Genomic DNA, 22665 nt, shown 5'->3' on the forward strand with positions numbered 1-22665 from the left:
CCCGGCAAGAGTAGCGATCAGACCTTGAGAGAGACCAGTTCGGGCTTCGGCAAGCCGCCGCCCTTGGCCTGATCCATGAGCTGCTGCTTCAGCGCCGCCATTTCCTCGCCCAGCGCGGTCAGATCGAAATCGGCCTTGCGCACTTGCGCAAAGATACTGCCCCGCTGGCGCTCCTCTTCGTACACGTGATGTTCGATCTGTTCTTTAAGGACGCTGACCTTGGCTTCGTAGAACGCGTCGGCCGGATCGCCCTGCTGGAGCGAGATGATCAGTGCCTTGGCGCTGTCATGCTCGACCTGGGCTTCGTCCATCATGCTCAGATCGACGACCTCCCGGATGGCAGGATAGAAGATCTGCTCTTCGACCATCGCGTGGATCGTCAGTTCCTCGCAAATCTGGCGGACGATCTTGGCTTGCGCCGAGGGGCTGCGAGCGTTGTCATACTTCTCGAACAATTGCTCGACGGTGCGGTGATCGTCGGCGAGCATCTGGAGAGCATCGCGGGGTTGCGGCTGTCTGGCCATAGTCGGGATTCCTTTTGCGGGGGGTTGGGGACGGGAGCAAAGAAAGCAGGCCTCAGGCGACCATCACGCCCGCCATGTTCATGGTGCGGGTAAGCTTGCGGTTCTCTTCATCGGAAAGCTGTGCGCGCAGGGCGGGGAAGAGCACTTCCTCCTCCTGCCGCATGTGCTCCTGGAGCGAACTCCGCAGCCCTTCGAGCGTAACGTCAAAGGCAGGGTCGGCCTTGTCCATCTGGCTCAGTTCGTAGAGCATCGCCTTGACCTCGCCGTGATCCTTGTGGAGGTCGCCCACAGCATCGCCATCACCGCCGCGGCGGAGCATGGGATAAACGACGTTCTCTTCTTCAAGCGCGTGCTTGGTGATCAGCTGCTTGAGCATTGTCAGCTGTACAGCCCGGCGTTGCGGGTGCTCGGCCGAGATCGCCGCCAGCTTGTCGAGCGCCGCCAGGGTGGCCTCGTGCTCGCGGATCAGGCCTTCACACCAGTCGCTGGCCATAGCGGTCGGTGCCTGGGTCACGATCTTCCGCCCGATATTGGCGAGCGCCGCGACGCCGGCAGTCACCAGTACGCTTTTGGCAGCGCTGGCAATGACGCTGGTGGTCGTCGTGGCCTCGCGCGAACGGGACTTGCGGAATTGGGTGCGCGGCATCGGGTGTCTCCTTGGGACCGGTCGAGTGCGTGTCGACCTCCTTCCCTTGTCACCCGCCCCCGCTCAGGAGGCACACGCCTATGTTAGTCCGCGTGCGCATGCGCAGCAGCGCATCGCAGGAAGCGGACGATCCAACCCGCAAGGCACGAGGCATGGTCCCGCGGGCGCGCCGGACACTGCACCCGGAATGGTCGGAATTGCTCTACCGGTTGAAGTGCAGGTAATTGGAATTGAACATCGCGACCCGCTTCAACCGGTCGAGATCGACAATCCGCAGCTGCTTGTCCGACAGTTCGATCAGCTCTTCGCGCCGCATTTCCTGAAGCGTGCGGTTGAGATGGACAAGACTGAGTCCGTTCGCTTCGGCAAGGTGGTTCTGTGTGATCGGCAGATCGAAACTCAGCCCCGTGGCCAGCCCCACCGTCTGGAGACGGTAGTAAAGCTCGACGAACAGGTGCGCGAGCCGTTCCATAGGAGAGCGCTGCCCTATCGACAGCAGCCATTCGCGCTGGATACCGGCCGAGACCATCTCGTGCCAGAGGAGCGCCCGCAACAAATGCGGCCGTTCGTCGAGCACTTCCTGAAACTGATGCGGCTGGATGTCGTAATAGCGCACGTTTGTCAGCGCGCCGATCGAATGGTCCAACTCGCTCAGGATATAGATATTGAGGTCGCAGAAGTCGCCCGGAAGGAAGAAGCCGACGATCTGGCGTCGCCCATCTGGCAAATCCTTGTACCGGCACGCCCAGCCCGAAACCAGCAGCCGGACTGCGGTAGGGTTTTCACCTTCACTAGCGATGTCACTGCGCGCTTCACGGGTACAGATCGGACCCATCTCAAGGGATGAAAGCGCCTCGCGGTCCGCTTCGTTGAGCGGCATGTAACGGCCGAGCAGGCGGAACAGGGACTCGATCCCCGCCGAGGTCAGTGTCTGCATGGTCGTCAATCCCGGTATAAGTCAGCCTGGTTTGGTCGCAGTCTGAAGGCGAACACGCGAGAATCGACACTAACTCACTTGAGCATCATAGGCCTGCACCCTGCGGCTGGGTGCCCCGGAAATCCGCCACGCCGAGTACCATGCCGCAGGGTCGGGCAAGAAAATCAGTAGGACCCGGGCGGATCGCTCGCCGGGAAGCTCTGGTCGCTTGCTTCATCGACCGAAGTCCAAGGCTTTATCGGCGCGTCCCGCATGGCATCGGGCCCTGCATCGCGCACAGGATTTGCACCGTTATCCGGCTGGTCATTGGCAAAGGCGGCACGACTTTGTCCGCCGCGCTCGGCTGTACGCCGGGACAACACATACGCGGCAGCGCCAACGGCGAAGAGAGTGAGCATAACGCGCATAGATAAACTCCCTGGCGGTTCGCCTTTGCCCGCACACCGGTTGGTTGGGCTTTGCGTAACCGCACAATCCGTTCTGCGCGTGGCTCAATCAGGCGTCTTTATCTTGCGTTAGCTGAGAGGCTGGGGCTTCCGGCAATGGCAAACTATGTTAGTCAGATGTCCGGTCGGGCGTCCTATGGCGTCGGCTTTAAAGGCGAACTGATGTCGGATTTTCCTCACGATCCAGACGAGAGCCTGTTCGGCGCGGCCTTCAGGGCGCTCCCCGACGCTGCCTGCATTGTCGAGCCGGTCGGCAAGGCTGGCGAAGAAGGGCGCGATTGGCGCTATCTCGCCAGCAATCCGGCCTTGTGTCGCCTGCTCGGTATCGAGGATCCGACCGGCAAGAGCTTGGGCCAGCGTTTCCCCGAGGCCGCGGCAGACTGGGCGAGAGACTTTGAGCGCGTGCTCGCGCGCGGCACCCCGGAAGTGCTGGTCCGCCAAAGTGCGCAGTTTCCGCAAGTCTACGAGGTGGTGCTGACCCCCTTGCGCCATGACGGGCGCCCGGCGCTCATGGCGCGCATCCGCGACATCTCCGGCGAGCATCACGCACGCGAGCAGCGGCGCGAGACCGATGAGCGCTACAAGCGTCTTTTCGATGCCATCGACGAGGGCTTCTGCATAATTCAGGTGCTGTTCGACCCGAATGGAGCGGCGGTCGACTACCTGTTCCTCGAAGCCAACGACGCCTTTGTCGCGCATACCGGGCTCAAGGATTCAATCGGCAAATCCATGCGCAGCCTCCAGCCCGATATCGAGGATCGGTGGGCCGCGACATATGGACGGATCGCACATTCGGGCGTCAGCGAAAGGTTCGAGAGCGAATCCGTCGCGATGGGGCGCTGGTTCGACGTATTCGCTTTCCCGATCGGCGACCATGCCCCCTATCTGGTGGGCGTATTGTTCGAAGATGTCGGCGCACGCAAAACCATGGAGCTGGCGCTGCGCCACAGCGAAAGCCGGTTGCAGACGCTGATCGAAGCGACCTCCGATCTCATCTTCCGCATGAACCCCGAAGGCACCTTGGTGCAACAGGTTGGCGGCAAGCGCCTGCTCGGCGATGTCGGGGAAGAACGCAACTGGGTCGAAGACTTCGTGCCGGAAAGCGACCGTGCCGCCGTTCAGGCAGCGATTGCTGATGCGATCCAGCGACGCGGTCCACTTGAGATCGAGGCTCGCCTCAACACGGTTGACGGTTCGATCGTCTGGCTGTCGACGCGCGCGGTTCCAGTGCTCGCCGAAGACGGATCGATCACCGAATGGTTCGGCATGGCGACCGATGTCACCAACCGGCGCCTCGCCGAAGAACAGCTGCTGCATGGTGCGCAGATGCTGCGGGTGGCGAGCGAGATCGGCAAGGTCGGGCTATGGGACTGGAACGTCAAGACTGGCGAACTGATCTGGTCTGACGAACATTACCGCATGGAAGGCTACGAGCCGGGCGAAGTCGATCCGAACTTCGAAATATGGGCAGAACGCGTCCATCCCGATGACCTGGCCGATGCCGAGGCAAAGATTGCGCAGGCCATGGAAAGCGGTGAGGATTACGTCAACGAATACCGCGTGCGCCACCCTAACGGGGACGTCGTCTGGCTCTCCGCGCGCGGGCGGTTCCTCTATGACGATAAGGGCAAGCCGGTGCGGATGCTCGGGGCGATGATCGACACCACGCATCGTCGGCGCGAGGAAGAATGGCAGAAGCTGCTGGTTGCTGAATTGCAGCACCGCGTGCGCAATCTGATCGGTATGGTGCGTTCGGTTGCGCGGCTTTCAGCCCCCAGCCACCGCCATGTCGACGAATATGTCGATCACCTGATCGGGCGGCTTCAGGCGATGGGGCGCACCCAGAGCACCCTCACCCGTTCGCCCGGGCGCAATGTCGATCTCGCCGAGCTGGTGCGCGAGGAATTGGTGGTCCACGCCGTGCAGCCCGATCAATGCCATGTCGACGGACCAGAGGTTGCGCTTTCCCCCCATGCGGCTGAGATCGTGACGCTGGCGATCCACGAACTTGCGACAAACTCGATCAAGTATGGCGCGCTTGGCGATACCGGGCATATCCGCATCATATGGTCGACACAGGAAAAAAACGGGATGCCTTGGGTCAGCCTGCGCTGGCAGGAAACCGCACCGCGCCAAAAGACGAAGCAGAACCGAAAAGGCTTTGGCCGCAAGCTGATCGAAGAGCGTGTGCCGTACGAGTTGCAGGGCGCAGGCCGCTTCGCAATCCACGACACTGGCGTCCTGGCTGAACTTGAATTCCCGCTGTCGGACGCCGGCAGCATTCTTGACCCCCGATCCTGACGACGAAACGACCAGCCATGACCGACCAAACTCTTGCCGGACGCCGCGTCCTCATCGTCGAGGACGATTATTATCAGGCGCAGGATTGCAAGCAGATGCTGGAAAGGGTCGGCGCGAAGGTCGTCGCCGCTTGCGCGACAATCCCGGATCTTTCGCGTCTGCTGGAAGATGGCCCGATTGACGTAGTGCTGATCGACATCAACCTAGGCCACGGCCTGTCGTTCGATTTCGCCCGCGAGTTGAAGGCGCGGGCGATCCCGTTCGTATTTCTGACGGGCTACGACACGGCCATGCTGCCCGAGGATCTGGCGGAAAGCCCCTATCTCAGCAAGCCAGCCGATGGGCCGCACATCGTTGCGGCGCTGGCAGGCCTACCGAGAAACGGGGAAAGCTAGGGGCGCACAGCCCCGGGCGCGCGGATCAGGCCGCGATCGCCCGGAGTCGTACGCGCTCCTGCTCGCGCGGGGTCTGGGTCCGCGGCGCAAGGTAGGAACTATCGAAGCCCGCAATCTGCTGCAAAGTGCGCAGATCAAGGATCGACAACTGCTTGGAACGCAGTGCGATCAATCCATCCTGACGAAGCTGCTGCAACTTGCGGTTGATGTGCACAGGGGGTCAGGCCAAGCACGTCGGCCAGATCGTCCTGCGTCAGCGGGAAATAAATCTGATCGTCTTGCTCGCTGTCGACCAGTGAAAGGCGGTACTGCGTCTCGCAAATGAGATGCGCCATTCTCTCCAGCGCATCGCGCCTGCCGACGTTGACCACCCACGACGCCAGCACGGCATTTTCCATGCTGCCATAGCTGCGAAGCGCTTCACCCACCGCCGGAAACTCGTCGATCACCCGGCGCATGTCCGAATGGAGAATGTTGACGATCTTGCAGGGGCTGAGGGTGATGACCTCCTCGATCGCGATTCCGTCGGGCGAACAGTCGAAGTAGAAGGCGTCACCGGGCAACAGCAAACGCGTGATCTGCCGGGCACCGTTGCGCAAAATCTGATAGCGTGCAGCCCATCCGCTCAGGATGACCGGAAATGTGACCATCTCGTCACCATCGCGCGACAAGTACTTCTTAGCGCCGATTTCTTTCGGCTGGCGACACAGATCCTCGACTGCCGCAATCTCTTGGTCGCTGAGTTCGGCAGCATGCATAAGCCGTAGCAAAAAGGCATTCGACATTAGCGTGCTCCTTGTATCGTTGCGATAACTACACTCTCGCTGAATGGCTGACGTTTCTCTCAATCAAAAGTTAAGCCATTTGTCGAATCTAATGCGGCTCACCGCGAAAAGAATTCGCACTGCCACCTGCGGTTATGCAAATGCTTGGCAATAGAGCCTGTAACACCATTTGAAGTCTGGCCGATTCTCGATCAGAGTTTCCCTAGCCTTTGCAACGTCTTCCAAAAATCTGCTCCTAACATGGCACTGCCAGCCCGCTGCGACAAGGCCGCGCGGCGCGGCTGTGGGGCGTCCAGCGTGGGTAATGCAGGATAAGGGGCGTTGACCTGCCCGGTGGCATTCTGGGCGGACAAGTTGCGTGTGCGGGGCTCCGCAGTGTCCCGCTGACACCATTTGGGGATGAAGTATGGCCAACCAGCGCAGTCGCGATAGCCAGGCCCGGAATAGCCGCGCGCAAGGTGACTGCCAAAGCCCCACCGGATCGGGCAGCTCGAACGACGGGGCCAGCGGATTATCCGGCCCGGCTTCGAGCTGAACGACGCGGCGGCGGACACGCCCCCGTCCGTCGCCGCCCCCTTATGCCGCGCTCCGGCCCGACAGGCCTCAGGGCGCGGCATCTTGCGCGTGCGCCCCGGTGGATCGGGCCGCTGACAATTACCGCAGAAACAAACCAAGTTAGAGCGTGCCGCGAATCGGACGGGTAGGGTCGTAACCTGCCCGGGGGTATCCCGATCCCCCTGGTACTCGATGGCCGGTCACGTTTTTTGTTTCCATTTCGTCCGGCCATTGCCCCAACAACTCCCCGCCCAGAAATGGGCGGGGTTTTTTGTTGCGGGCCGCCAACAGGCCTGCCGCTCACACGAAAAAGCCCGCAAGATTGTGAGCTTGCCCGGCATGCGGGCGCGTTCACAGCTCTTGCGGGCGGTTACCCGGCTTCAGCGCGGCGGGTCGCAAACCGCACCGTCCGGGATCGGCGCAGGGGTCAGGCGCGTTCGAACCTGTCAAAGTATTCGCGGAAATTAAGGCTCATCCGCTGGCGCGCCTCCGCCGGAGCATAGCGGATAACATCAGGCAGCCAGCTGCTTTCCTCCTGATAGACATGCTGCTGCACGGCGCTTTCGATATGATCGAGTTTCTCACGCCATTCCTGCGTGCCGGGCTGCATCTTCTGCAAGGCGGCCAACTGGACCTTCGTCATGGCGTGCTCTTCATAGGCCATGCCGGCGTGAGCCTTGCTGCTGTGGTCGGAAATCTCGGGATAGATGACAGCTTCTTCGGCCATCGCGTGTCCGTTGAGAAGCAGCGCCAACTCTTCGATGGTCGCCTGTGCGTGCGGGCCGTTTTCGTCACGCGCTTGCGCAAACAGGGATTCGATCTGGCGGTGCTGCGCGAGAATCTGCTCGGCAAAGGGTTCGTTGACAGCCATCTGCTCAAGCTGTTCACGGGCTTCCATCCGTTTTTCCTCAGAAGCGGCGGGGGCGAGTGCGGAGGCAATACGATCCAGAAAAGACATGGCGATTCTCCTTCATAGAGGTCGGAAAATGTGTGTCCGGACACCCTAGAAGCACCCTGCCGGCTGGCCTTCGCCTGCGTTCCTAACCGGAGTTAATGCCCCTCCCGCGGGCGCGCGTCATGCGGTCGCCTTCTTTCGGGGGCCGACGGCAGACATCCCATGTCCTATCACGCGTTCCTGCTGTTTGCGGGTCTGGCGATCTTTGTCGCCTTCTGGCTGCCGCGCTTTGTGTCAGGCCGCGAGCCTGCCGCTTCGGCACTGCTGATCCTGGGGGGCGTGCTCTGCGCCCTGTTCATCGATGAGCCGCCGCCGCTGTTCCAGCCCATCTCCAACCCCGAATGGTGGGAGGTGCTGAGCGAGATGACGGTGATCGTCGCCCTGTTCGCCACCGGGATGCGCCTTGATGTCGTCAGGCCCTTTACGCGCTGGCGCTCGACCGGGCGGCTGCTGGTCGTTGCGATGCCGCTGACGATAGGAGCGATGGTGCTGGTTGGTCTGGCTGCCGGCTGGTCGCTGGCAAGCGCGCTGCTGCTGGGAGCCGTGCTTGCGCCGACCGATCCGGTGCTGGCTGGCGACGTGCAGGTTGGCCCTCCCACCGAAGGGGGAGAGCATCCGGTCCGCTTCGCCCTCACGACCGAGGCCGGTCTGAATGACGGGCTGGCCTTCCCCTTCGTCTATCTCGCCATTGCAGCCATCGCCGGACTGACGGGCACCGAGGCTGCGGAATGGTTCGCCCGCGATTTCATTTACCGCATTGTCGCCGGAACGCTGGCGGGTGCGGCGACAGGGTGGCTGCTCGGGCAGGTGGTATTCCGCTGGCCAGCGCGCAATGTCCTTGCCGAGACAGGATCGGGCGTGCTCGCGCTGGCGGGGGTGCTGGTGTGTTACGGCGCAGCAGAATGGGTCGGCGGCTACGGCTTCATCGCCTGTTTCGTCGGCGGGCTGGTGTTCCGCCGGATCGAGGTGGAACATGACTTCCACGGCAACCTGCATCTTTTCAACCTCGCCATCGAGCACGCGCTGACTGCCATTCTGCTGCTGATGACCGGCGCGGCGCTAGGCACTTATGTGGACTGGGTGCGCTGGGAGCATGTCGCCATCGCCGCAAGCCTTGTGTTCGTGATCCGGCCGTTGGTTGGCTGGATCGTCCTGGGCGGAACGGGGCTGGCCCCGCGCGAGCGTTTTGTCACCGCCGCCTTCGGGGTGCGCGGGATCGGGAGCATCTACTACCTCGCCTTTGCCGCAAGCGCAGCGACGATATCGGCTATCGCGGAGCTGTGGCTTGTGGTGCTGGTGACAATCGCGATGTCGGCCGTGGTTCACGGCCTGACCGCGGGAGCCGCGCTCGCCGGAATCCGCGCCGGTCCCGAGCATGAGCCAGAGCCTGAAACGGCTCGGGAACCGGAGGCGAGCCAGTGACGCCCGGCGCGCGCCTTTCGCTCCTGCTGGACTTCGATGGCACGCTGGTGCCGATCGCCCGGACGCCGGAGGCAGTCAGCGTCAGCGATGACCTGCGCAGGCTGATCGCCACGGCTTTGGAGCGGCTCGACACGCGCGTCGCGATCATCAGCGGGCGTTCGATCGAACAGCTTGATGCCCTGTGGGGCAGGAGCCTGTGGCCGGTCACCGTCGCCGCCAGCCACGGGCTCGAACTGCGCCACGAAGGGCGGCTGCGCGCCCCGCCCCCGGCGAGCATCTTCGCCCTTCTCGCGCGGGAGACCGAAGCCCGGTTTGGCGCGTCACGGGGCGTGGTCCTCGAACTGAAAAGCTATGGCCTCGGCCTGCATTACCGGCTTGCCCCGCGCCTGGCCGACGCGATGCACGATTGGGCGAAGGAATGTGCGCAAGAGCACGATCTCGTCATTCAGGCGGGCGACCAGGTGTTCGAGCTGCGCTTGCCGGGCGCGGACAAGGGGGACGCGGTGCGCGCGATCATGCAGTTGCACCCCTTCGCCGAAAGCGTGCCGGTCTACATCGGTGACGATCTGACAGATATCGCCGCCATCGCCGCCGCTCGCGAATGCGGTGGGGGCGGGATCGCGGTCGGCGAACGGATTGCCGCCCATGCCGACGCGATTCTGGCGGACCCTGCGGCGGTCCACGACCATATCAGCAAACTGCTTGAAGGCGCTCCGGACGGTTTCATCACATAAGCGGTTTTTTGCGCATGCACCTTGGGCAAAGGCGGCGTGGTCATGCGCATCGGCGGTTCACGCCTGTCGCGCAGATCACCCCTGCACGGCAGCGCAGCCGCGTCGCCCTGCCCAACAGGAGGGCCACGTGATGCCCCGCCTCATTGCCATTTCGAACCGCGTTCAGGTCGACACCGACGGGGAAAACGCCAATCGCGGCGGCCTGGCGGTGGCACTGGCGGCCGCGTTGCGGACCAGCAACGGCATCTGGTTCGGCTGGTCGGGAGAACAGACCGAGGAATTCACCGGTCAGATCACCTTCCGCCGCGCTGACGGCGTTGCGACGGCGACTATCGACCTCGAAGCGCAGGACGTTGACGAATACTACAACGGTTTTGCCAACCGCACCTTGTGGCCGCTGTTCCATTACCGGCTGGACCTGACCGAGATCGCGCGTGACTTTGCGGGCGGCTATGCCCGGGTGAACTGGCGCTTTGCCGAGACGCTTGCGCCGCTGATCGAGCCCGATGACCTCATCTGGGTGCACGATTATCATCTGATGCCGCTGGGCCAGCACCTGCGTTCGCGCGACTTTGCCAATCGCATCGGGTTCTTCCTGCACATCCCCTGGCCGCCGCCCAGCCTGCTGATGTCGCTGCCCAATCATCAGGAACTAGTCAAAAGCATGCTCGATTACGACGTAATCGGGTTCCAGACGGATGAATGGCGGCAGGCCTTCATCGATTATGTCACTGCCCAGTTCGATTGCGAATGCGATGGCGATTGCGTCCGCTTTGATGGGCGGTGCACGCGCCTGCTGGTTTGCCCGATCGGGCTCGATACGGCCGATTTCTGCGGCGCGGTGCACAGTCTTGCCGCCAAGCAGGCGCAAACGCGGCTGGCGGTCAGCGCGGTGGGGCGGGACGTGATCGTCGGGGTGGACCGGCTGGACTATTCCAAAGGCCTGCAGGAACGCTTCGCCGCCTACGAGCTGTTGCTGACCGACCATCCCGAACTCTGCGAGAAGGTGTTCCTCCTCCAGATCGCCCCGCCTTCGCGCGGGGATGTGCCGAGCTACCAGCAGATCCGCACCGAACTGAGCACGCTTTCAGGCAGCATCAACGGCCAGTTTGCCTCGATCGACTGGGTGCCGATCCGCTACGTCAATCACGGCCATTCGCGCGACGAACTTTTCGGCATCTACCGCGCGGCCCGGGTTGGTCTGGTTACCCCCTTGCGCGACGGGATGAACCTCGTCGCCAAGGAATATGTCGCCGCTCAGGATCCGGCCGATCCGGGTGTTCTGGTGCTGTCATGCTTTGCCGGCGCTGCCGCGCAGCTTGAGCAAGCCGTTATCGTCAATCCGCACAGTACCGAAGACATGGCCGATGGCATTGCCCGCGCGCTTGCCATGCCGCTGGCCGAACGACAGGAGCGGCACCGTGCGATGCTTGAATGCATCACCCAGCACGACGTGCAGTGGTGGTCGCGCAAGTTCATGGAGGCGCTGACAGGAGGCCCGGACTCCGAGGAGTTGCCGCGCCTTCTCAAGACAGCAAGCAACAAGGGCTGACCATACGACTGCCAGCAAAAGCCCCCGCGCAAGGGGAGAACTCGCGCGGGGGCTGCTGCACAATGGGCAAGGCCCCGGCCTATGGCGCGGGGGTCGCACCCAGCGTGGCGCCCGGCGTACCGCCTGTCGCGCCGGATACGGGTGAATTGTCTTCCAGCCAGTCATGGTGTTTCTGCACCGCAGGAATGGTCGCCTGCGCGAACTGCCGCAGTTCGGCGACATCGCCGTTTCCGGCATAGGCTTTGAGCAGGCTCAGCGTCTTGCGGTGCGCGGTGATCTGCTGGCTGATATATTCGCGGTCAAAGTCCAACCCGTCGAGCCGTTCGAGGATATCGACCTGTGCCTGATGCTCGGCATCAAGCTTTGCGGGGAGGGGCAGGGTCTGACCGGATGCGCTGATCGCTTGCTTGAGCGCCTCCGAGGACTTGGTGTGATCCGCCACCATCATCTGCGCGAATTCACGCGTCTTTTCGCTATCGGCGTTCTCGAGCGCGAGGTTCGCAGTGGCGATCTCGTACATGTCCGACATCGCGGCGGTTTGGGCAAATTCCGGCGCGCTCGGCGGCTGTTCGGCAAAGGCACCGCCAGCGTCGCCTTCGGTCATGCCGGTGTCTGCCATGGGGGCCTGTTCCGCCGCGTCGCGGCCACCGCAAGCGGTCGCCAGCAGGCTCCCGGCGATCAGTAGTGCTATCCGCATTGTCTGTCCTTTCAATCTCGTCGTTCCCCGGAGACGGGGGCGACCTTTGATAGGAACGGCAGAGGGAGAGCGAATTCACATAGGCCAATGACTCGCTTTAGCGCCGGGCGTCAGGTCCGCGCCGCCAAATCCTTGCCGAGTATAGTGAACCCGCGGGGAAGGTCGCCGAAGAGGGACAGGGGGATGAACGTAACGGACAAGGTGCGATACCCATGCCAGCCCCCAGTAGAACCTGCGAATGTGACTCGCCCAGTTTCACCGCCGAGATGATCGCCTCCCTGCCCGCACTGCGCAACTTCGCACGGTCGCTGTGCCGCCAACGCGACATGGCCGAGGATCTGGTGCAGGAAACAATGGTCCGGGCATGGTCATCGCGCCATACCTTCCTGCCCGGCAGCAATTTCAAGCCGTGGGTGTTCACCATTCTGCGCCACCAGTTCTACAACACGCTGCGCAAGCGCAGCCGGTTGGTGAGCTGGGAGCCGGAAGCCGCCGAACGGTTGCTGGTCCAGCAACCCGAACAGGAAACCGGGATCCATCTGGAGGATATCCAGGACGCGCTCAGCCAGCTGCCACACAGCCAGCGCGAAATGCTGCTGCTGATCGCGGCCTCGGGGATGAGCTACGAAGAAGCGGCGGTGATCGCCGACTGCAAGTTGGGGACCGTCAAGAGCCGGATCAATCGCGGACGAGCCGCGATGCGGGCGATCATGGACGGTGGGGAAACACGGCCGGAACACGCCCGGGCCAGCATGTAAATACGGGCCCGCTCATAGAGCAGGCCCGCATGCAGACAGGGCGAGCGATGTGCCTCGGACCCCGCCCCGTCTGTAATGATGCAGTGACGAGTTTTACTGCTCGTCGGCCTTTTCTTCGAGATTGTCGGCCTTCACCTCGGCATTGTCGCGAACGTTGTCCGCCTTGTTCTCGAGATTCTGCTCGGCGGTCGAATCCACCCCGTCGACGGTCTGGTCGAGCGTGTCGGCACGATCTTCCATAGCGTCAGCGGTTGCATCGGCGCCCTCGCGCACGTCATCGGCCTGCGCTTCGAGCTGGTCTTCACGCTGGTCGTCGGCATTGTTGCAGGCAGCAAGACCGGTGACAGCCACAGCGAAGGTGGCAATAGTAACAAACTTTTTCATAGGATTATTTCCTTAATTTACCGCACCGAACCGCGGCGGAACAGATTGACGATGGCGAGCAACACGACCGCGCCGAGGAACGAGACGAGCAGCGAACCGATGTCGAAATCACCCGACGTGATCGGCGTCTGACCGAGCAGCGGGCTGATGATGAAACCGGCGAGCAACGCGCCAACCACGCCCACCACGATGTTGAGGAAGATGCCCTGCTGGCCATCGGTCCGCATCACCATGCTGGCGAGCCATCCGAGGATGCCTCCAACAATGATAATCAGTAGGAAGTTCATGAGCTTTCTCCTTGCCGAGAGGTGATCCCACCCCGCAGAGGCCCATATTTCGGGCGCCCGCCGGTTGGCTTCGACGCGGCCTGCCTGACAGGATGGGGGCATTTCGCCCTCACTTATGTTGTGGAGCATGCAACACACTGTCCGACATCATTGCATCCTAGGGAGACAGCTCGATGGTGAATTCGGACGCCGCCCGTGCACAGCGGCCGACCGCAGCGGATGATTCATTCCAGGAGTGGTTCTGGACCGTGCGACTCAGGCATGGAATCATCGAGACTGCGGAGGTCCGCCATGCGATGCTCGAAAGCGATGGCGGCATCAGCATCGTCCCGCGCTGATCAGGATCACGAACCCGTCAAGTGCATGATCCTGAGCCGTTTTGTTCAGGTTCTTGAAAGCGCCGGCATTGGATGTTTGCGCGCATGATGATCCGGTTTCTCCTCTCCGCCGCAACGCTCGCTCTGGCGCTGCCCGTGCCGGTTCAGGCGCAGGGTACGTCTGGTGTGCAACAGCCGCAGGCCGCCGTTGATCGATTCGCCCGCGCCCGGGACAATTATGTTGCCCTGAGGGACGGGCGGCGCGCCGTCAGCGAGCTCACCCCGGAGGAGCTTGAGGACGTGCTGGAACTCGACCGGAGACTGCGCGGCAACATGCCGGATGACCGGTCACCAAAGCAGCAGTGCATCGATAATGAAGTCCGCAGTGTCGGGGGCCGACCTTCGCAGCTTGCGTGGCGGGTGATCGCCATGAAGTGCCGCGACTGACGGAACATCGCCTCGTTTACCGCCTGATGTTTCGCGTGAAACATCACCAAACCGACCCTGGAAGGGGTCTAAAGGGGGTCTAGAGGGGGTCTAGCGCCGCTTGAGGATCAGGTAGAGCGCGCCCTCGCCGCCGTGGCGGATATGGGCGCGGCGTACCGCGGTGATGGCATCCGAATGGCGACTTGCCGCCAGCCAGTCGAGCAGCTTGGCGCGGATCGCGCCGCGTTTGGCCATGCGGTCGGCGGGATCGACCGGACGTTCACGCCCCGCCACCACCAGCACCACCCGCGCCCCCATCATCCGCGCCTGATCGAGCGCGGTCATCACCCGGTCATAAGCGGTATCGAGCGTGTGACCGTGCAGGTCCAGCGTCAGATCAGGCTCCAGCCGCCCCGCCTTCATCCGCCGGTCCCAGTGGGAATCGAGCCCTGCATCCTCCCCGGTACGCGGAGGGGGACCGCCGGGCGCAACCCGGGAGTGGAGGGGCGGGCGCTGTTTGACAACGGGTTTGGCGGGCTTGGATGCGGCAAGGGGCTTGGCTGGGGCAGGAGCGGCAACTTTGGGAAGCGTCGGAGGATCAGGACGCTTCTTCCCCGGCAGCGGCTTCACGCTCGACGCGAGATGCGCCCAGGCCGCCTGCTCGCCCGTGGTCAGCCCCCGCGGCGGCCTCATCGCTCTGCGAGCCGCGCGGCGGCGGCACGCGGCAGCAGGACATAGGCCCGCCCTCGCCCGCTCATCCCGCCTGCAATCCGCCGCGCATCCTCTCCTGCGCCCCAGAAGGTGTCAAAGCGGTTCGCGCCCTTGATCGCCCCGCCGGTATCCTGCGCCACCCACAGCCCATCGGCCTCGGCCCGGTCGAGATCGAGCCACACCGGCGCGCCCAGCGGCACGAAGGCAGGATCGGCAGCCACCGACGACTCGCGCCGCACCGGCACGCCGAGCGCGCCCAGCGGGCCATCGCCGTTCAGCTCGGAGAAGAAAATCCAGCTCTTGTTGAGGCGCATCAGATCGCGGCCATCGCGCGGGTTATCGCGGATATAGGCCATGATGCCCTGCATCGATCCCGAATACTTGCCCGGCCCCTCGCCCAGCAGGCCGCGTTCGCGCATCACCCCGCCGATGCCGACATATTCGCGCCCGTTCTGCCCGGCATAGCCGATGCGGATCACCTCGCCTTCGGGCGTGCGGAGGCGGCCCGAACCCTGGATCTGGAGGAAGAAGAATTCGACCGGATCGGCAGCCCAGGCAATCACTTGCGCCTTGCCGGTGAGCGCCCCGTCCTCGATCGCGGCACGGTCGTGATAAAGCACGAACCGCCCCGCCTCGTCATAACGCCCCAAGGGCGGGCGGCCGGTGCGCTCGGAAAGGGCCACGTCATCGGGCCAGCCGCGCACCAGATCGGTCGGCATGGCATAGACCGGCACTTCGAAGCCGGGACGCCGCGTACGGCTTCCGGCGATCTCGGGCTCGAAATAGCCGGTGGCAAAGGCCTTGCCGTCGCCCACCTGCACGGGGGTGAACTGTTCGGCGAAGAAGGCGCGGGCGCGTGCCGGTGCCCAGCTGCGCGCCGCGTCACAGGCGCCGCGCCAATCATCAGGCCGGGTCAGCCCGCTCGCGTCATCCCGCGCCAGCAGACGCGGACAGGATTCGATGAAGCTGGAGAGCGCCCCGCGTGCATCGACATCGCTGACCGATAGAGCGGCAAAGGCCGGGCCAAGCGCGACACCTGCCAGCGCCGCATTCGCGGCGAGCGGCACAGCGGCGGGCGGAACCGGGGCGACGGGCGCGGCTGGCGGCCTTGCAACAGGCGGGGGCATTGTCCCTTGGGGGATCAAACGCCCGCAGGCACCCAGCGCCAGCAGCATGGCCAGAGCGAGCACCGCGCGCATTATCGGCTCCTTATCGTAAGCAGGCCTCGCAAGACCCGCCGATCAACTCCGTCGCCGATCAACCTTCATCGGTTTCGTCGAGCAGCCAGTTGGGATCGCGCGCGGCGATATTGCGCGAGAAGGTCCACACATCGCGGCTCTCGATCGCATCGTCGAGCGAACCGGCGATCACGGTGCCATCCTTGTCGCGGGTCACGGCGGCGATATCGGCGACGAACAGCAGCGCGATGCGCGCCGTCTTGCCGTCCAGCACCGCCGAATGGATGCGCGTTTCCTCGATCCGGATCAGCGAATTGGCCAGCGTTTCGCCCGCCGCGTCGCGCGCTTCGATGGCGGAGACGAAACCGGCGTAGACGTCATCATCGCACAATTCGCGCAGCGTCTCACGGTCGCCCTTCCAATAGGCTTCGAGGATCATGCGATAGGCCCCGCGCGCGCCTTCAAGGAACTGGGCGAGATTGAACTTGCTGTCGGCAGAAGCGATTTCGCGCAGCGCACGCTCCACCGCGGGCATCACGCCTTCAAGCTCGGCAGCACGCGGGCTGACGACGGGCGCAGGCACAGCCGCCGGGCGGATCGCGGGCTTATCGTCCGATTCGAAGCGCTGTGGCACAGGCTCTTCTTCATGCTCGGCGCGGCGGCCAAGCACGGAATAAAGCCGCAGACCAAGAAAAGCGGCCACCATGGCGAGGAGAACGATTTCGAGCACTGTGTCAGTCCGATCATCAAGCCTGGCGCGCTCGCGGGGGGGGACGCCGCACCATCCTAGGAAGTATTACCCTGCCTTAAATAGGGTCTCATTACAATTCGCCAACGCCCGATAGGTTGCAGCGCGGGTCAAATCCGGTGAGCCGTTGCGCTGTGGTTGCGGGAGCCTTGCGCCCCTGCTAGGCGCGCAGCCAAGCGTCCTGACGCCTTTAGCATGCGTCAGGTGCATGAACTGTTACCCACTTTGAAAGACACGAACAGCATGGCCGACGAAGAAGGCGTCCTCACCAATCTCGACAACAACGACGCCGCAGGGCCGCAGCCGAACGGTGCCGACACCAGCCCGGCGGTGGGGATCATCACCCAGTATGTGAAGGATCTCTCGGTCGAAAATCCGAGCGCGCCCGACGTCTACCAGTGGCCCGAGCCGCCGCAGATCGACGTGCAGTTCAACATTGCCTCCGAAGTCGTCGCCGCCGACGTGCACGAAGTCACGCTGAAGCTGACGCTGACCGCCACCTCGCAGCGCGGCACGCTGTATATCGTCGACCTTGCCTATTCCGGCCTCGTCGGCATGCGCAACGTGCCCGAGGATCAGGCCCACGCCTTCCTTTATGCCGAAGCGCCGCGCCTGCTGTTCCCCTTTGCCCGCCGCGTTGTCGCCGATGCGGTGCGCGATGCCGGTTTCCCGCCGCTGATGGTCGATCCGGTCGACTTCAACGGACTCTACGCGCAGCAGCTCGCCGCGCGCCGGGAAGAGGAAGCCGCGGGCGGCAAGCCGATAACGCCGGTCACGGGCAACGCCTGATCCGGGCCTAGGCGGGCGTAACCAAGCATGAGCCTGCTGAGAAACGTCGGCACAATCGGCGGGCTGACTCTGGTCAGCCGCCTGTTCGGCTTTGCCCGCGACATCCTGCTCGCCCGTGTGCTCGGGGCGGGCGGTGTCGCCGATGCGTGGCAGCTCGCCTTCCAGCTTCCCAACCTGTTCCGCCGCCTGTTTGCCGAAGGTGCCTTCGCCAGCGCCTTCGTGCCGCTGTTCAACCGCCACATGACCGAGGGCGAGGACGCGGCAAAACGGTTCGCGGGCGAAGTGCTGGCGGTGCTGCTGCCGATCCTCGTCGTGTTCGGCGCGCTGATGATGCTGGCGATGCCGTGGGTGCTGTGGGCCTTCGCCAATGAAGACCTGCGCGGCGATGCCGCGACCTATGATCTGGCGGTCACGATGGGGCGGATCGCCTTTCCCTATCTGATGTTCATGAGCCTGGCGACGCTGGTGGCGGCGATCCTCAATTCGCTGTCACGCTTTGCCGCGGCGGCGGCGGCGCCGATCCTGCTCAACATCTGCCTGCTGACCGCACTGGTGTGGGGCGCGCTGCAACCCGGCAGCGAGGCGACCCGCGCGGCGACCGGCGTGGGCCTTGCCATCGCGGTTTCGGTCAGCGGTCTGCTGCAATTGCTGTGGCTTTACTGGTTCATGCGGCGCGCGGGCTTCCACATCCCGAGGGGCACGCCCCGGATCACGCAGCGGGTCAAGGAGATGGGCGTGTTGATCGTGCCAGCCGTGTTCGGCGCGGGCGTGTACCAGATCAGCCGCTTCATCGACCTTGCCTTCATCCGCGGCCTGCCCGACGGCAGCCTCACCTACATGGCGATGGCCGACCGCTGGAACCAGCTGCCGCTGGGCATCATCGGGATCGCGCTGGGCACGGCGATCCTGCCCGCCCTGTCGCGCTACATCTCCAAGGCCGAGGACGAGGAGGCGGTGCGCCTTCAGGCCAACGCGATCGAGTTGGCGATGCTGCTCACCCTGCCCTGCGCGGTGGCGCTGTTCATCACCGGCTTCGCTTTCGTGAAGGCGTTCATGGAAGGGCAGGCCTTCACGGCCGAGGATGCGCGCGTGACCGGCATGGTCACCTCGGCGTTGGTGGTGGGCCTGCCGGCCTATGTGCTGGTCAAGGTACTGACCCCCAATTTCTTTGCGCGCCGCGACACGAAGACCCCCGTCTACACCGCCGCCACGTCGCTGGTGGTGACGGTCGGCCTGAATATCGTGCTGGTCCCGACGCTGGGCGTGGTGGGCCTCGCACTGGCCGGAGCGGTGGGGGCGTGGGCGAACATCGCCTTGCTGGGCGCGATCCTTGCCCGCCGCGGTTATTTCCGCCTGCCTGCCCGCGTGCTGGGCCGGATTGGGCGGATCGCGCTTGCCGCGGGCCTGATGGGAGCGGCACTGGTGGCATTGATGCAGGTGATCACACCCTGGCTCGACGGCGCTTTCACCATGCGGCTTGCGGCGGTGGGCGCGATCCTGCTGGTCAGCCTTGTCACCTATGGCGCGGCGACCGTGGTGCTCGGCGTACTCGACAAGGCAACGGTCCAGCGCCTAATGCGCCGCAAGAGCTAACCTTACTTCGTCAGGACAATCATGCGCGTCGTTTCCGGCATCCAGCCCACCGGCAATCTGCATCTCGGCAATTATCTGGGAGCGATCCGCAACTGGGTGGCGATGCAGGATGCTCTGGAGGAAGGCTCGGAGACGCTTTTCTTCCTCGCCGATCTCCATGCGATCTCGCAGCCGCATGATCCGGCCGGGCTCAAGGCCGCGACGCTGGAGATGACCGCCGCGCTGGTCGCCTGCGGGATCGATCCCGATCGCTCGGTGCTGTTCAATCAGGCGCAGGTGCCGCAGCATGCCGAGCTGCAATGGCTGCTTAACGGCACAGCCCGCATGGGCTGGCTGAACCGCATGACCCAGTGGAAGGACAAGGCCGGCAAGAACCGCGAGGGGCAGTCGGTCGCCCTCTTCACCTACCCCGTGCTGCAGGCCGCCGACGTGCTGCTGTATCAGGCGACACATGTGCCGGTGGGCGAGGATCAGAAGCAGCATCTCGAGCTGGCGCGCGACATCGCGCAGAAGTTCAACAATGATTTCTGTACCGAAGACGCCCCCGTCTTCACCCTGCCCGATCCGATCATCCCGGCCGAGGCCGCGCGGATCATGTCGCTGCGTGATGGTAGCGCCAAGATGTCGAAGTCGGACCCTTCCGACATGAGCCGCATCAACCTGTCCGACGATGCCGACACCATGGCGCAGAAGGTCAAGAAGGCGAAGACCGATCCCGAACCGCTGCCCTCGGAAGAGGCCGGACTGGCTGACCGGCCCGAGGCCCGCAATCTGGTCGGCATTTACGCCGCGCTGTCCGGGCAGTCGGTCGAATCGGTGCTCGGCCAATATGGCGGACAGGGCTTCGGCGGCTTCAAGCCGGCATTGGCCGAATTGCTGGTCACAAGCCTCGGCCCGATTCGCGACCGCTTCGTGGCACTGAAGGGAGACAGCGAGGCGCTCGACGCGATCCTCGCGCGCGGCGCGGCCAAAGCGCGCGAACGCGGCACCCCGACGCTCTCGGCCGCCTATCAGGCGCTGGGGCTGGTGCGTCACTGATCAGCGCGGCAGCTTGCGACGAAGCGAGGCTGGGTGGCGGCGATATTCAATTGCCGTTCATCCCGATGTCATAAGATATCCCGCGCAAGAGCCGTTGCTGTCATGGCAATGGATATCTGACAGAGGTTATGCCATGCTGCGTCCTATGACTTCGATCAAGACCCTGACCCGCCTCGCCCTTCCCGTCGCTTTGGCCCTCGGGCTTTCGGCGTGCGCCACGCCGTTCAAGGCGGATGTTTCGCGCTTCGCCGTGCCGCTGCCTGCGCCGCAGGGACAGACCTTTGCGGTTGTCGCCGAGGATCCCAAGCTTGCCGGCGGGCTTGAATTTGCGACCTATGCCAATGCTGTTGCGGCCGAACTGTCGGAGCTGGGCTATGCCCGCGCCGCCTCGCCCGAAACGGCCGACATGCTGGTCCGCTTCGATTACCGCGTTGATGGCGGGCGCGAGCGCGTTCGCACCGATTTCAATGGTGGCGCTTTTGCCGGTCCCGGCTGGGGCCGGTGGGGCGGCTGGGGCGGCGGCTTCGGCGCCTGGGGCTTTGGCTTCAACGATCCGTTCTTCGGCGGGCCGGATGTGCGCAGCTACACCGTCTACACCAGCGGCGTCGATGTGAAGATTGATCGCCGCGCCGATGGCCAGCGCCTGTTCGAAGGCAAGGCCGAAGCGGTGTCGCGTTCCAACCGCCTGCCGCGCCTTGTGCCCAATCTGGTGGACGCGATCTTCACCGATTTTCCGGGCAATTCGGGCGAAACCCTGCGGATCACCATCCGCGACGACGAAAAGACCGTGCGCCCCACCGATTGATGGTGTAAGGCAGCGCCTAACAGACCCTTGGACGGGAAAAGAGAGGCGGCGCAGGGGATCGCGCCGCCTTTTTTGTTGCCTGCTTTCAGCGTAAAGTCGGTCGCGTGATCCGCCCTGCCCTTTTCCCTGCCTTCACACTCGCCGCGCTGTGCCTGCCTGCCGCAGCGCTCGCCCAGACTGCTCCGGTGCCGCGGTCGCCCGCGACATGGTTCAACGGGTCCGACTGGGCCTGCGACTGGCACAGCTGCGATGGCGGAGGATCGGTCCGCTTCGCCCTCACCGTCACGCCTCAGGGACGGGTGAAGACCTGCGAGATCATCGAGAGCAGCGGCAATTTCCGGATTGACGAAAACACCTGCAAGCTCCTGACCCGCCGCGCGCGGTTCACTCCGGCACAGGACAAGCAGGGCAAGCCCGTCGAAGGCAGGTGGGAATCGCAGATGCACTGGCGGGTGCCGGATCAACCGCCGCAGCCAGCGGCGCCGCAGGCGGACTAGGCCCGCCTGCGCCCCGCCGAGGCCGTCACCACTCGCTCGCGCGTCGCCCGTCCTCGGCGCTCTGGATCCACGGCAAGCGGGTGTAGCGCGCGGCAGCGCGGCGGCGGGTCGCCGTTTCCTCGCTCCGCCCAGTGCCCTGCCGGGTGCGGTGTTCGCGCAGCAGCTGGGCGAGCAGGAGCTGGCCGAAGGCCCAGTCGTCGATCCCGGAATCCGCGTTGATATGGCCGATCGAGCCCGCATAGGCGAAGGTGGCACCCCAATCCTGCGCGAGCCCGCGCGCGTTGCGCAGCGAACAATGGTGGTCGTTCTCGCTCGCGGCGAGGAACGCGGGAAACGGCAATGCGCGGCGCGGCGCGGGGGCGAACCGAGCGAGGCGTTCGTCCACGCCGGGCCGCTCGACATCGGGCGGCGCCACCAGCAGCGCGCCGACCACCGGGTTGCCATAAGCGGGCTGCTCGTATTCCGCCCACCACGCGACCGCCTGGCAGCCGAGCGAATGCGCGACGAGGATCACCGGACGCCCGGCGCGGTGCACCGCAAGGTTGATCTTGTTGACCCAGGTGTTGCGATGCGGATCGTCCCACATTCCCAGATCCACCCGCTCGCAATCCGGGATTTTTGCCTCCCAATGCGATTGCCAATGGTTTTCGTTGCTGTTGTTGAGGCCGGGGATGACGAGGATCAGCGGATCATCCCGCAGCCGGTCTGCGTCGAGTTCAAGTTGATGGGCCATTTCGGCGCTCCTTAAAGCGTGTGAATGACCGTCCATTGGTATGGTCCGACTCAGGAGAAAGTAACTCAACTTATTTAGTTGACAAGTGACTGGCGGCAAGTCGCGGGGTTTTTGCGATGATCCTTGGCAAGGCCTTGCCGATGAATAGGCGGCGCCGCGAGGGTCGCCGCCTATTCATTGCTGGCGAAGCTGTCCTAGCGGTTATCCACCTGCGCCCTGACCGCCGCCAGCCCATCGCGGGTGATGCGATAGGGCTGGCCCGCCTCGCTGCGGATCAGTCGCCGCCGCAGCAGCCGGTTGAAAACCGCCAGATTGCAGTCGACGAGCCGAAAGCCGTCACGGTTGAAGCAATCGACTTCGTAGATCTTGCCATGTGCATCGCGTCGGTAATGGATCTGCCCGCCCTGCGCGAGCGCGTGCAGCGTGCGCTGCTCGTTTCTTGAGATGTTCAA

At 64.0% G+C, this 22665-nt stretch carries 26 protein-coding genes; 13 read left to right on the plus strand and 13 right to left on the minus strand.

Annotated elements, in window-relative coordinates:
* Positions 1-17: 17 nt before the first annotated feature.
* The 3 genes from KVF90_RS17190 to KVF90_RS17200 all read right to left on the minus strand — a co-directional run bounded on the left by KVF90_RS17190 (position 18) and on the right by KVF90_RS17200 (position 2107).
* Positions 18-524 carry a hemerythrin domain-containing protein gene (locus KVF90_RS17190; RefSeq protein WP_264392770.1) on the minus strand — a complete coding sequence of 169 codons (507 nt, stop codon included), beginning with the start codon at positions 522-524 and terminating at the stop codon, positions 18-20.
* Positions 525-576: 52 nt separating this feature from the next.
* Positions 577-1170 carry a hemerythrin domain-containing protein gene (locus tag KVF90_RS17195; RefSeq protein ID WP_264392771.1) on the minus strand — a complete coding sequence of 198 codons (594 nt, stop codon included), beginning with the start codon at positions 1168-1170 and terminating at the stop codon, positions 577-579.
* A gap of 202 nt (positions 1171-1372) precedes the next feature.
* Positions 1373-2107 carry a Crp/Fnr family transcriptional regulator gene (locus tag KVF90_RS17200; protein ID WP_264392772.1) on the minus strand — a complete coding sequence of 245 codons (735 nt, stop codon included), beginning with the start codon at positions 2105-2107 and terminating at the stop codon, positions 1373-1375.
* A gap of 608 nt (positions 2108-2715) precedes the next feature.
* Between KVF90_RS17200 and KVF90_RS17205 the strand changes: the two genes are divergently transcribed.
* Entirely contained in the window at positions 2716-4854 is a 2139-nt protein-coding gene (locus KVF90_RS17205; RefSeq protein ID WP_264392773.1) for a PAS domain-containing protein, read from the plus strand.
* Positions 4855-4871: 17 nt separating this feature from the next.
* Positions 4872-5249 carry a response regulator gene (locus tag KVF90_RS17210; protein WP_264392774.1) on the plus strand — a complete coding sequence of 126 codons (378 nt, stop codon included), beginning with the start codon at positions 4872-4874 and terminating at the stop codon, positions 5247-5249.
* A gap of 134 nt (positions 5250-5383) precedes the next feature.
* Here KVF90_RS17210 and KVF90_RS17215 read toward each other — a convergent pair whose 3' ends face one another.
* Both KVF90_RS17215 and KVF90_RS17220 read right to left on the minus strand, forming a co-directional pair.
* On the minus strand, positions 5384-6034 hold the full coding sequence (locus KVF90_RS17215) for a Crp/Fnr family transcriptional regulator (protein ID WP_264392775.1): 651 nt from the start codon (positions 6032-6034) through the stop codon (positions 5384-5386).
* Positions 6035-7016: 982 nt separating this feature from the next.
* On the minus strand, positions 7017-7547 hold the full coding sequence (locus tag KVF90_RS17220) for a hemerythrin domain-containing protein (RefSeq protein ID WP_264392776.1): 531 nt from the start codon (positions 7545-7547) through the stop codon (positions 7017-7019).
* Between the two features lie 159 nt (positions 7548-7706).
* Here KVF90_RS17220 and KVF90_RS17225 point away from each other — a divergent pair, with 159 nt between their 5' ends.
* The 3 genes from KVF90_RS17225 to KVF90_RS17235 all read left to right on the plus strand — a co-directional run bounded on the left by KVF90_RS17225 (position 7707) and on the right by KVF90_RS17235 (position 11252).
* Positions 7707-8966, plus strand: a complete 1260-nt coding sequence (locus tag KVF90_RS17225; RefSeq protein WP_264392777.1) for a cation:proton antiporter — start codon at positions 7707-7709, stop codon at positions 8964-8966.
* Positions 8963-9700, plus strand: coding sequence for a trehalose-phosphatase (gene otsB, locus KVF90_RS17230; RefSeq protein WP_264392778.1), 738 nt, complete (start codon positions 8963-8965; stop codon positions 9698-9700). The genes KVF90_RS17225 and otsB overlap by 4 nt, the downstream gene beginning before the upstream one ends.
* 130 nt (positions 9701-9830) lie before the next feature.
* Positions 9831-11252 carry an alpha,alpha-trehalose-phosphate synthase (UDP-forming) gene (locus KVF90_RS17235; RefSeq protein ID WP_264392779.1) on the plus strand — a complete coding sequence of 474 codons (1422 nt, stop codon included), beginning with the start codon at positions 9831-9833 and terminating at the stop codon, positions 11250-11252.
* Positions 11253-11331: 79 nt separating this feature from the next.
* On the opposite strand, the gene KVF90_RS17240 is transcribed toward KVF90_RS17235, so the two are convergent.
* Positions 11332-11949, minus strand: a complete 618-nt coding sequence (locus tag KVF90_RS17240; protein ID WP_264392780.1) for a DUF4142 domain-containing protein — start codon at positions 11947-11949, stop codon at positions 11332-11334.
* Between the two features lie 212 nt (positions 11950-12161).
* Between KVF90_RS17240 and KVF90_RS17245 the strand changes: the two genes are divergently transcribed.
* Positions 12162-12707, plus strand: a complete 546-nt coding sequence (locus KVF90_RS17245; protein WP_264392781.1) for a sigma-70 family RNA polymerase sigma factor — start codon at positions 12162-12164, stop codon at positions 12705-12707.
* A gap of 93 nt (positions 12708-12800) precedes the next feature.
* On the opposite strand, the gene KVF90_RS17250 is transcribed toward KVF90_RS17245, so the two are convergent.
* Positions 12801-13091, minus strand: a complete 291-nt coding sequence (locus KVF90_RS17250; RefSeq protein WP_264392782.1) for a hypothetical protein — start codon at positions 13089-13091, stop codon at positions 12801-12803.
* 17 nt (positions 13092-13108) lie between these two features.
* Complete coding sequence (locus KVF90_RS17255; protein WP_264392783.1) at positions 13109-13378, minus strand: GlsB/YeaQ/YmgE family stress response membrane protein; 270 nt, start codon at positions 13376-13378, stop codon at positions 13109-13111.
* Positions 13379-13551: 173 nt separating this feature from the next.
* Between KVF90_RS17255 and KVF90_RS17260 the strand changes: the two genes are divergently transcribed.
* Both KVF90_RS17260 and KVF90_RS17265 read left to right on the plus strand, forming a co-directional pair.
* Positions 13552-13716, plus strand: a complete 165-nt coding sequence (locus tag KVF90_RS17260) for a hypothetical protein (protein WP_264392784.1) — start codon at positions 13552-13554, stop codon at positions 13714-13716.
* 84 nt (positions 13717-13800) lie between these two features.
* A complete protein-coding gene (locus tag KVF90_RS17265) occupies positions 13801-14142 on the plus strand; it encodes a hypothetical protein (RefSeq protein ID WP_264392785.1) in 342 nt (113 codons plus the stop codon).
* A gap of 90 nt (positions 14143-14232) precedes the next feature.
* Here KVF90_RS17265 and KVF90_RS17270 read toward each other — a convergent pair whose 3' ends face one another.
* The 3 genes from KVF90_RS17270 to KVF90_RS17280 are packed head-to-tail and all read right to left on the minus strand — an operon-like array spanning position 14233 to position 16716.
* Positions 14233-14814, minus strand: a complete 582-nt coding sequence (locus KVF90_RS17270; RefSeq protein ID WP_264392786.1) for a Smr/MutS family protein — start codon at positions 14812-14814, stop codon at positions 14233-14235.
* Positions 14811-16031, minus strand: a complete 1221-nt coding sequence (locus KVF90_RS17275) for a murein transglycosylase A (RefSeq protein WP_264392787.1) — start codon at positions 16029-16031, stop codon at positions 14811-14813. The genes KVF90_RS17270 and KVF90_RS17275 overlap by 4 nt, the downstream gene beginning before the upstream one ends.
* 58 nt (positions 16032-16089) lie before the next feature.
* The gene (locus KVF90_RS17280; protein ID WP_413677035.1) at positions 16090-16716 is read right to left on the minus strand and encodes a Tim44/TimA family putative adaptor protein; all 627 of its coding nucleotides are present in this window, start codon (positions 16714-16716) and stop codon (positions 16090-16092) included.
* A gap of 285 nt (positions 16717-17001) precedes the next feature.
* Here KVF90_RS17280 and secB point away from each other — a divergent pair, with 285 nt between their 5' ends.
* From secB to KVF90_RS17305, 5 genes are all read left to right on the plus strand, one after another.
* On the plus strand, positions 17002-17547 hold the full coding sequence (gene secB / locus KVF90_RS17285; protein WP_264392789.1) for a protein-export chaperone SecB: 546 nt from the start codon (positions 17002-17004) through the stop codon (positions 17545-17547).
* 27 nt (positions 17548-17574) lie between these two features.
* Positions 17575-19140: a murein biosynthesis integral membrane protein MurJ gene (gene murJ / locus KVF90_RS17290; protein WP_264392790.1), complete on the plus strand. Its 1566-nt coding sequence runs from the start codon at positions 17575-17577 to the stop codon at positions 19138-19140.
* Between the two features lie 21 nt (positions 19141-19161).
* Complete coding sequence (gene trpS, locus KVF90_RS17295; RefSeq protein WP_264392791.1) at positions 19162-20178, plus strand: tryptophan--tRNA ligase; 1017 nt, start codon at positions 19162-19164, stop codon at positions 20176-20178.
* 133 nt (positions 20179-20311) lie between these two features.
* Entirely contained in the window at positions 20312-20983 is a 672-nt protein-coding gene (locus KVF90_RS17300; protein ID WP_264392792.1) for a DUF4136 domain-containing protein, read from the plus strand.
* A gap of 104 nt (positions 20984-21087) precedes the next feature.
* A complete protein-coding gene (locus KVF90_RS17305) occupies positions 21088-21480 on the plus strand; it encodes an energy transducer TonB (protein ID WP_264392793.1) in 393 nt (130 codons plus the stop codon).
* Positions 21481-21505: 25 nt separating this feature from the next.
* On the opposite strand, the gene KVF90_RS17310 is transcribed toward KVF90_RS17305, so the two are convergent.
* Positions 21506-22213 carry an RBBP9/YdeN family alpha/beta hydrolase gene (locus KVF90_RS17310; protein WP_264392794.1) on the minus strand — a complete coding sequence of 236 codons (708 nt, stop codon included), beginning with the start codon at positions 22211-22213 and terminating at the stop codon, positions 21506-21508.
* A gap of 194 nt (positions 22214-22407) precedes the next feature.
* The gene (locus KVF90_RS17315; RefSeq protein ID WP_264392795.1) at positions 22408-22665 is read right to left on the minus strand and encodes a YjhX family toxin; all 258 of its coding nucleotides are present in this window, start codon (positions 22663-22665) and stop codon (positions 22408-22410) included.

It is taken from the genome of Porphyrobacter sp. ULC335, from assembly GCF_025917005.1.
GTDB lineage: Bacteria > Pseudomonadota > Alphaproteobacteria > Sphingomonadales > Sphingomonadaceae > Erythrobacter.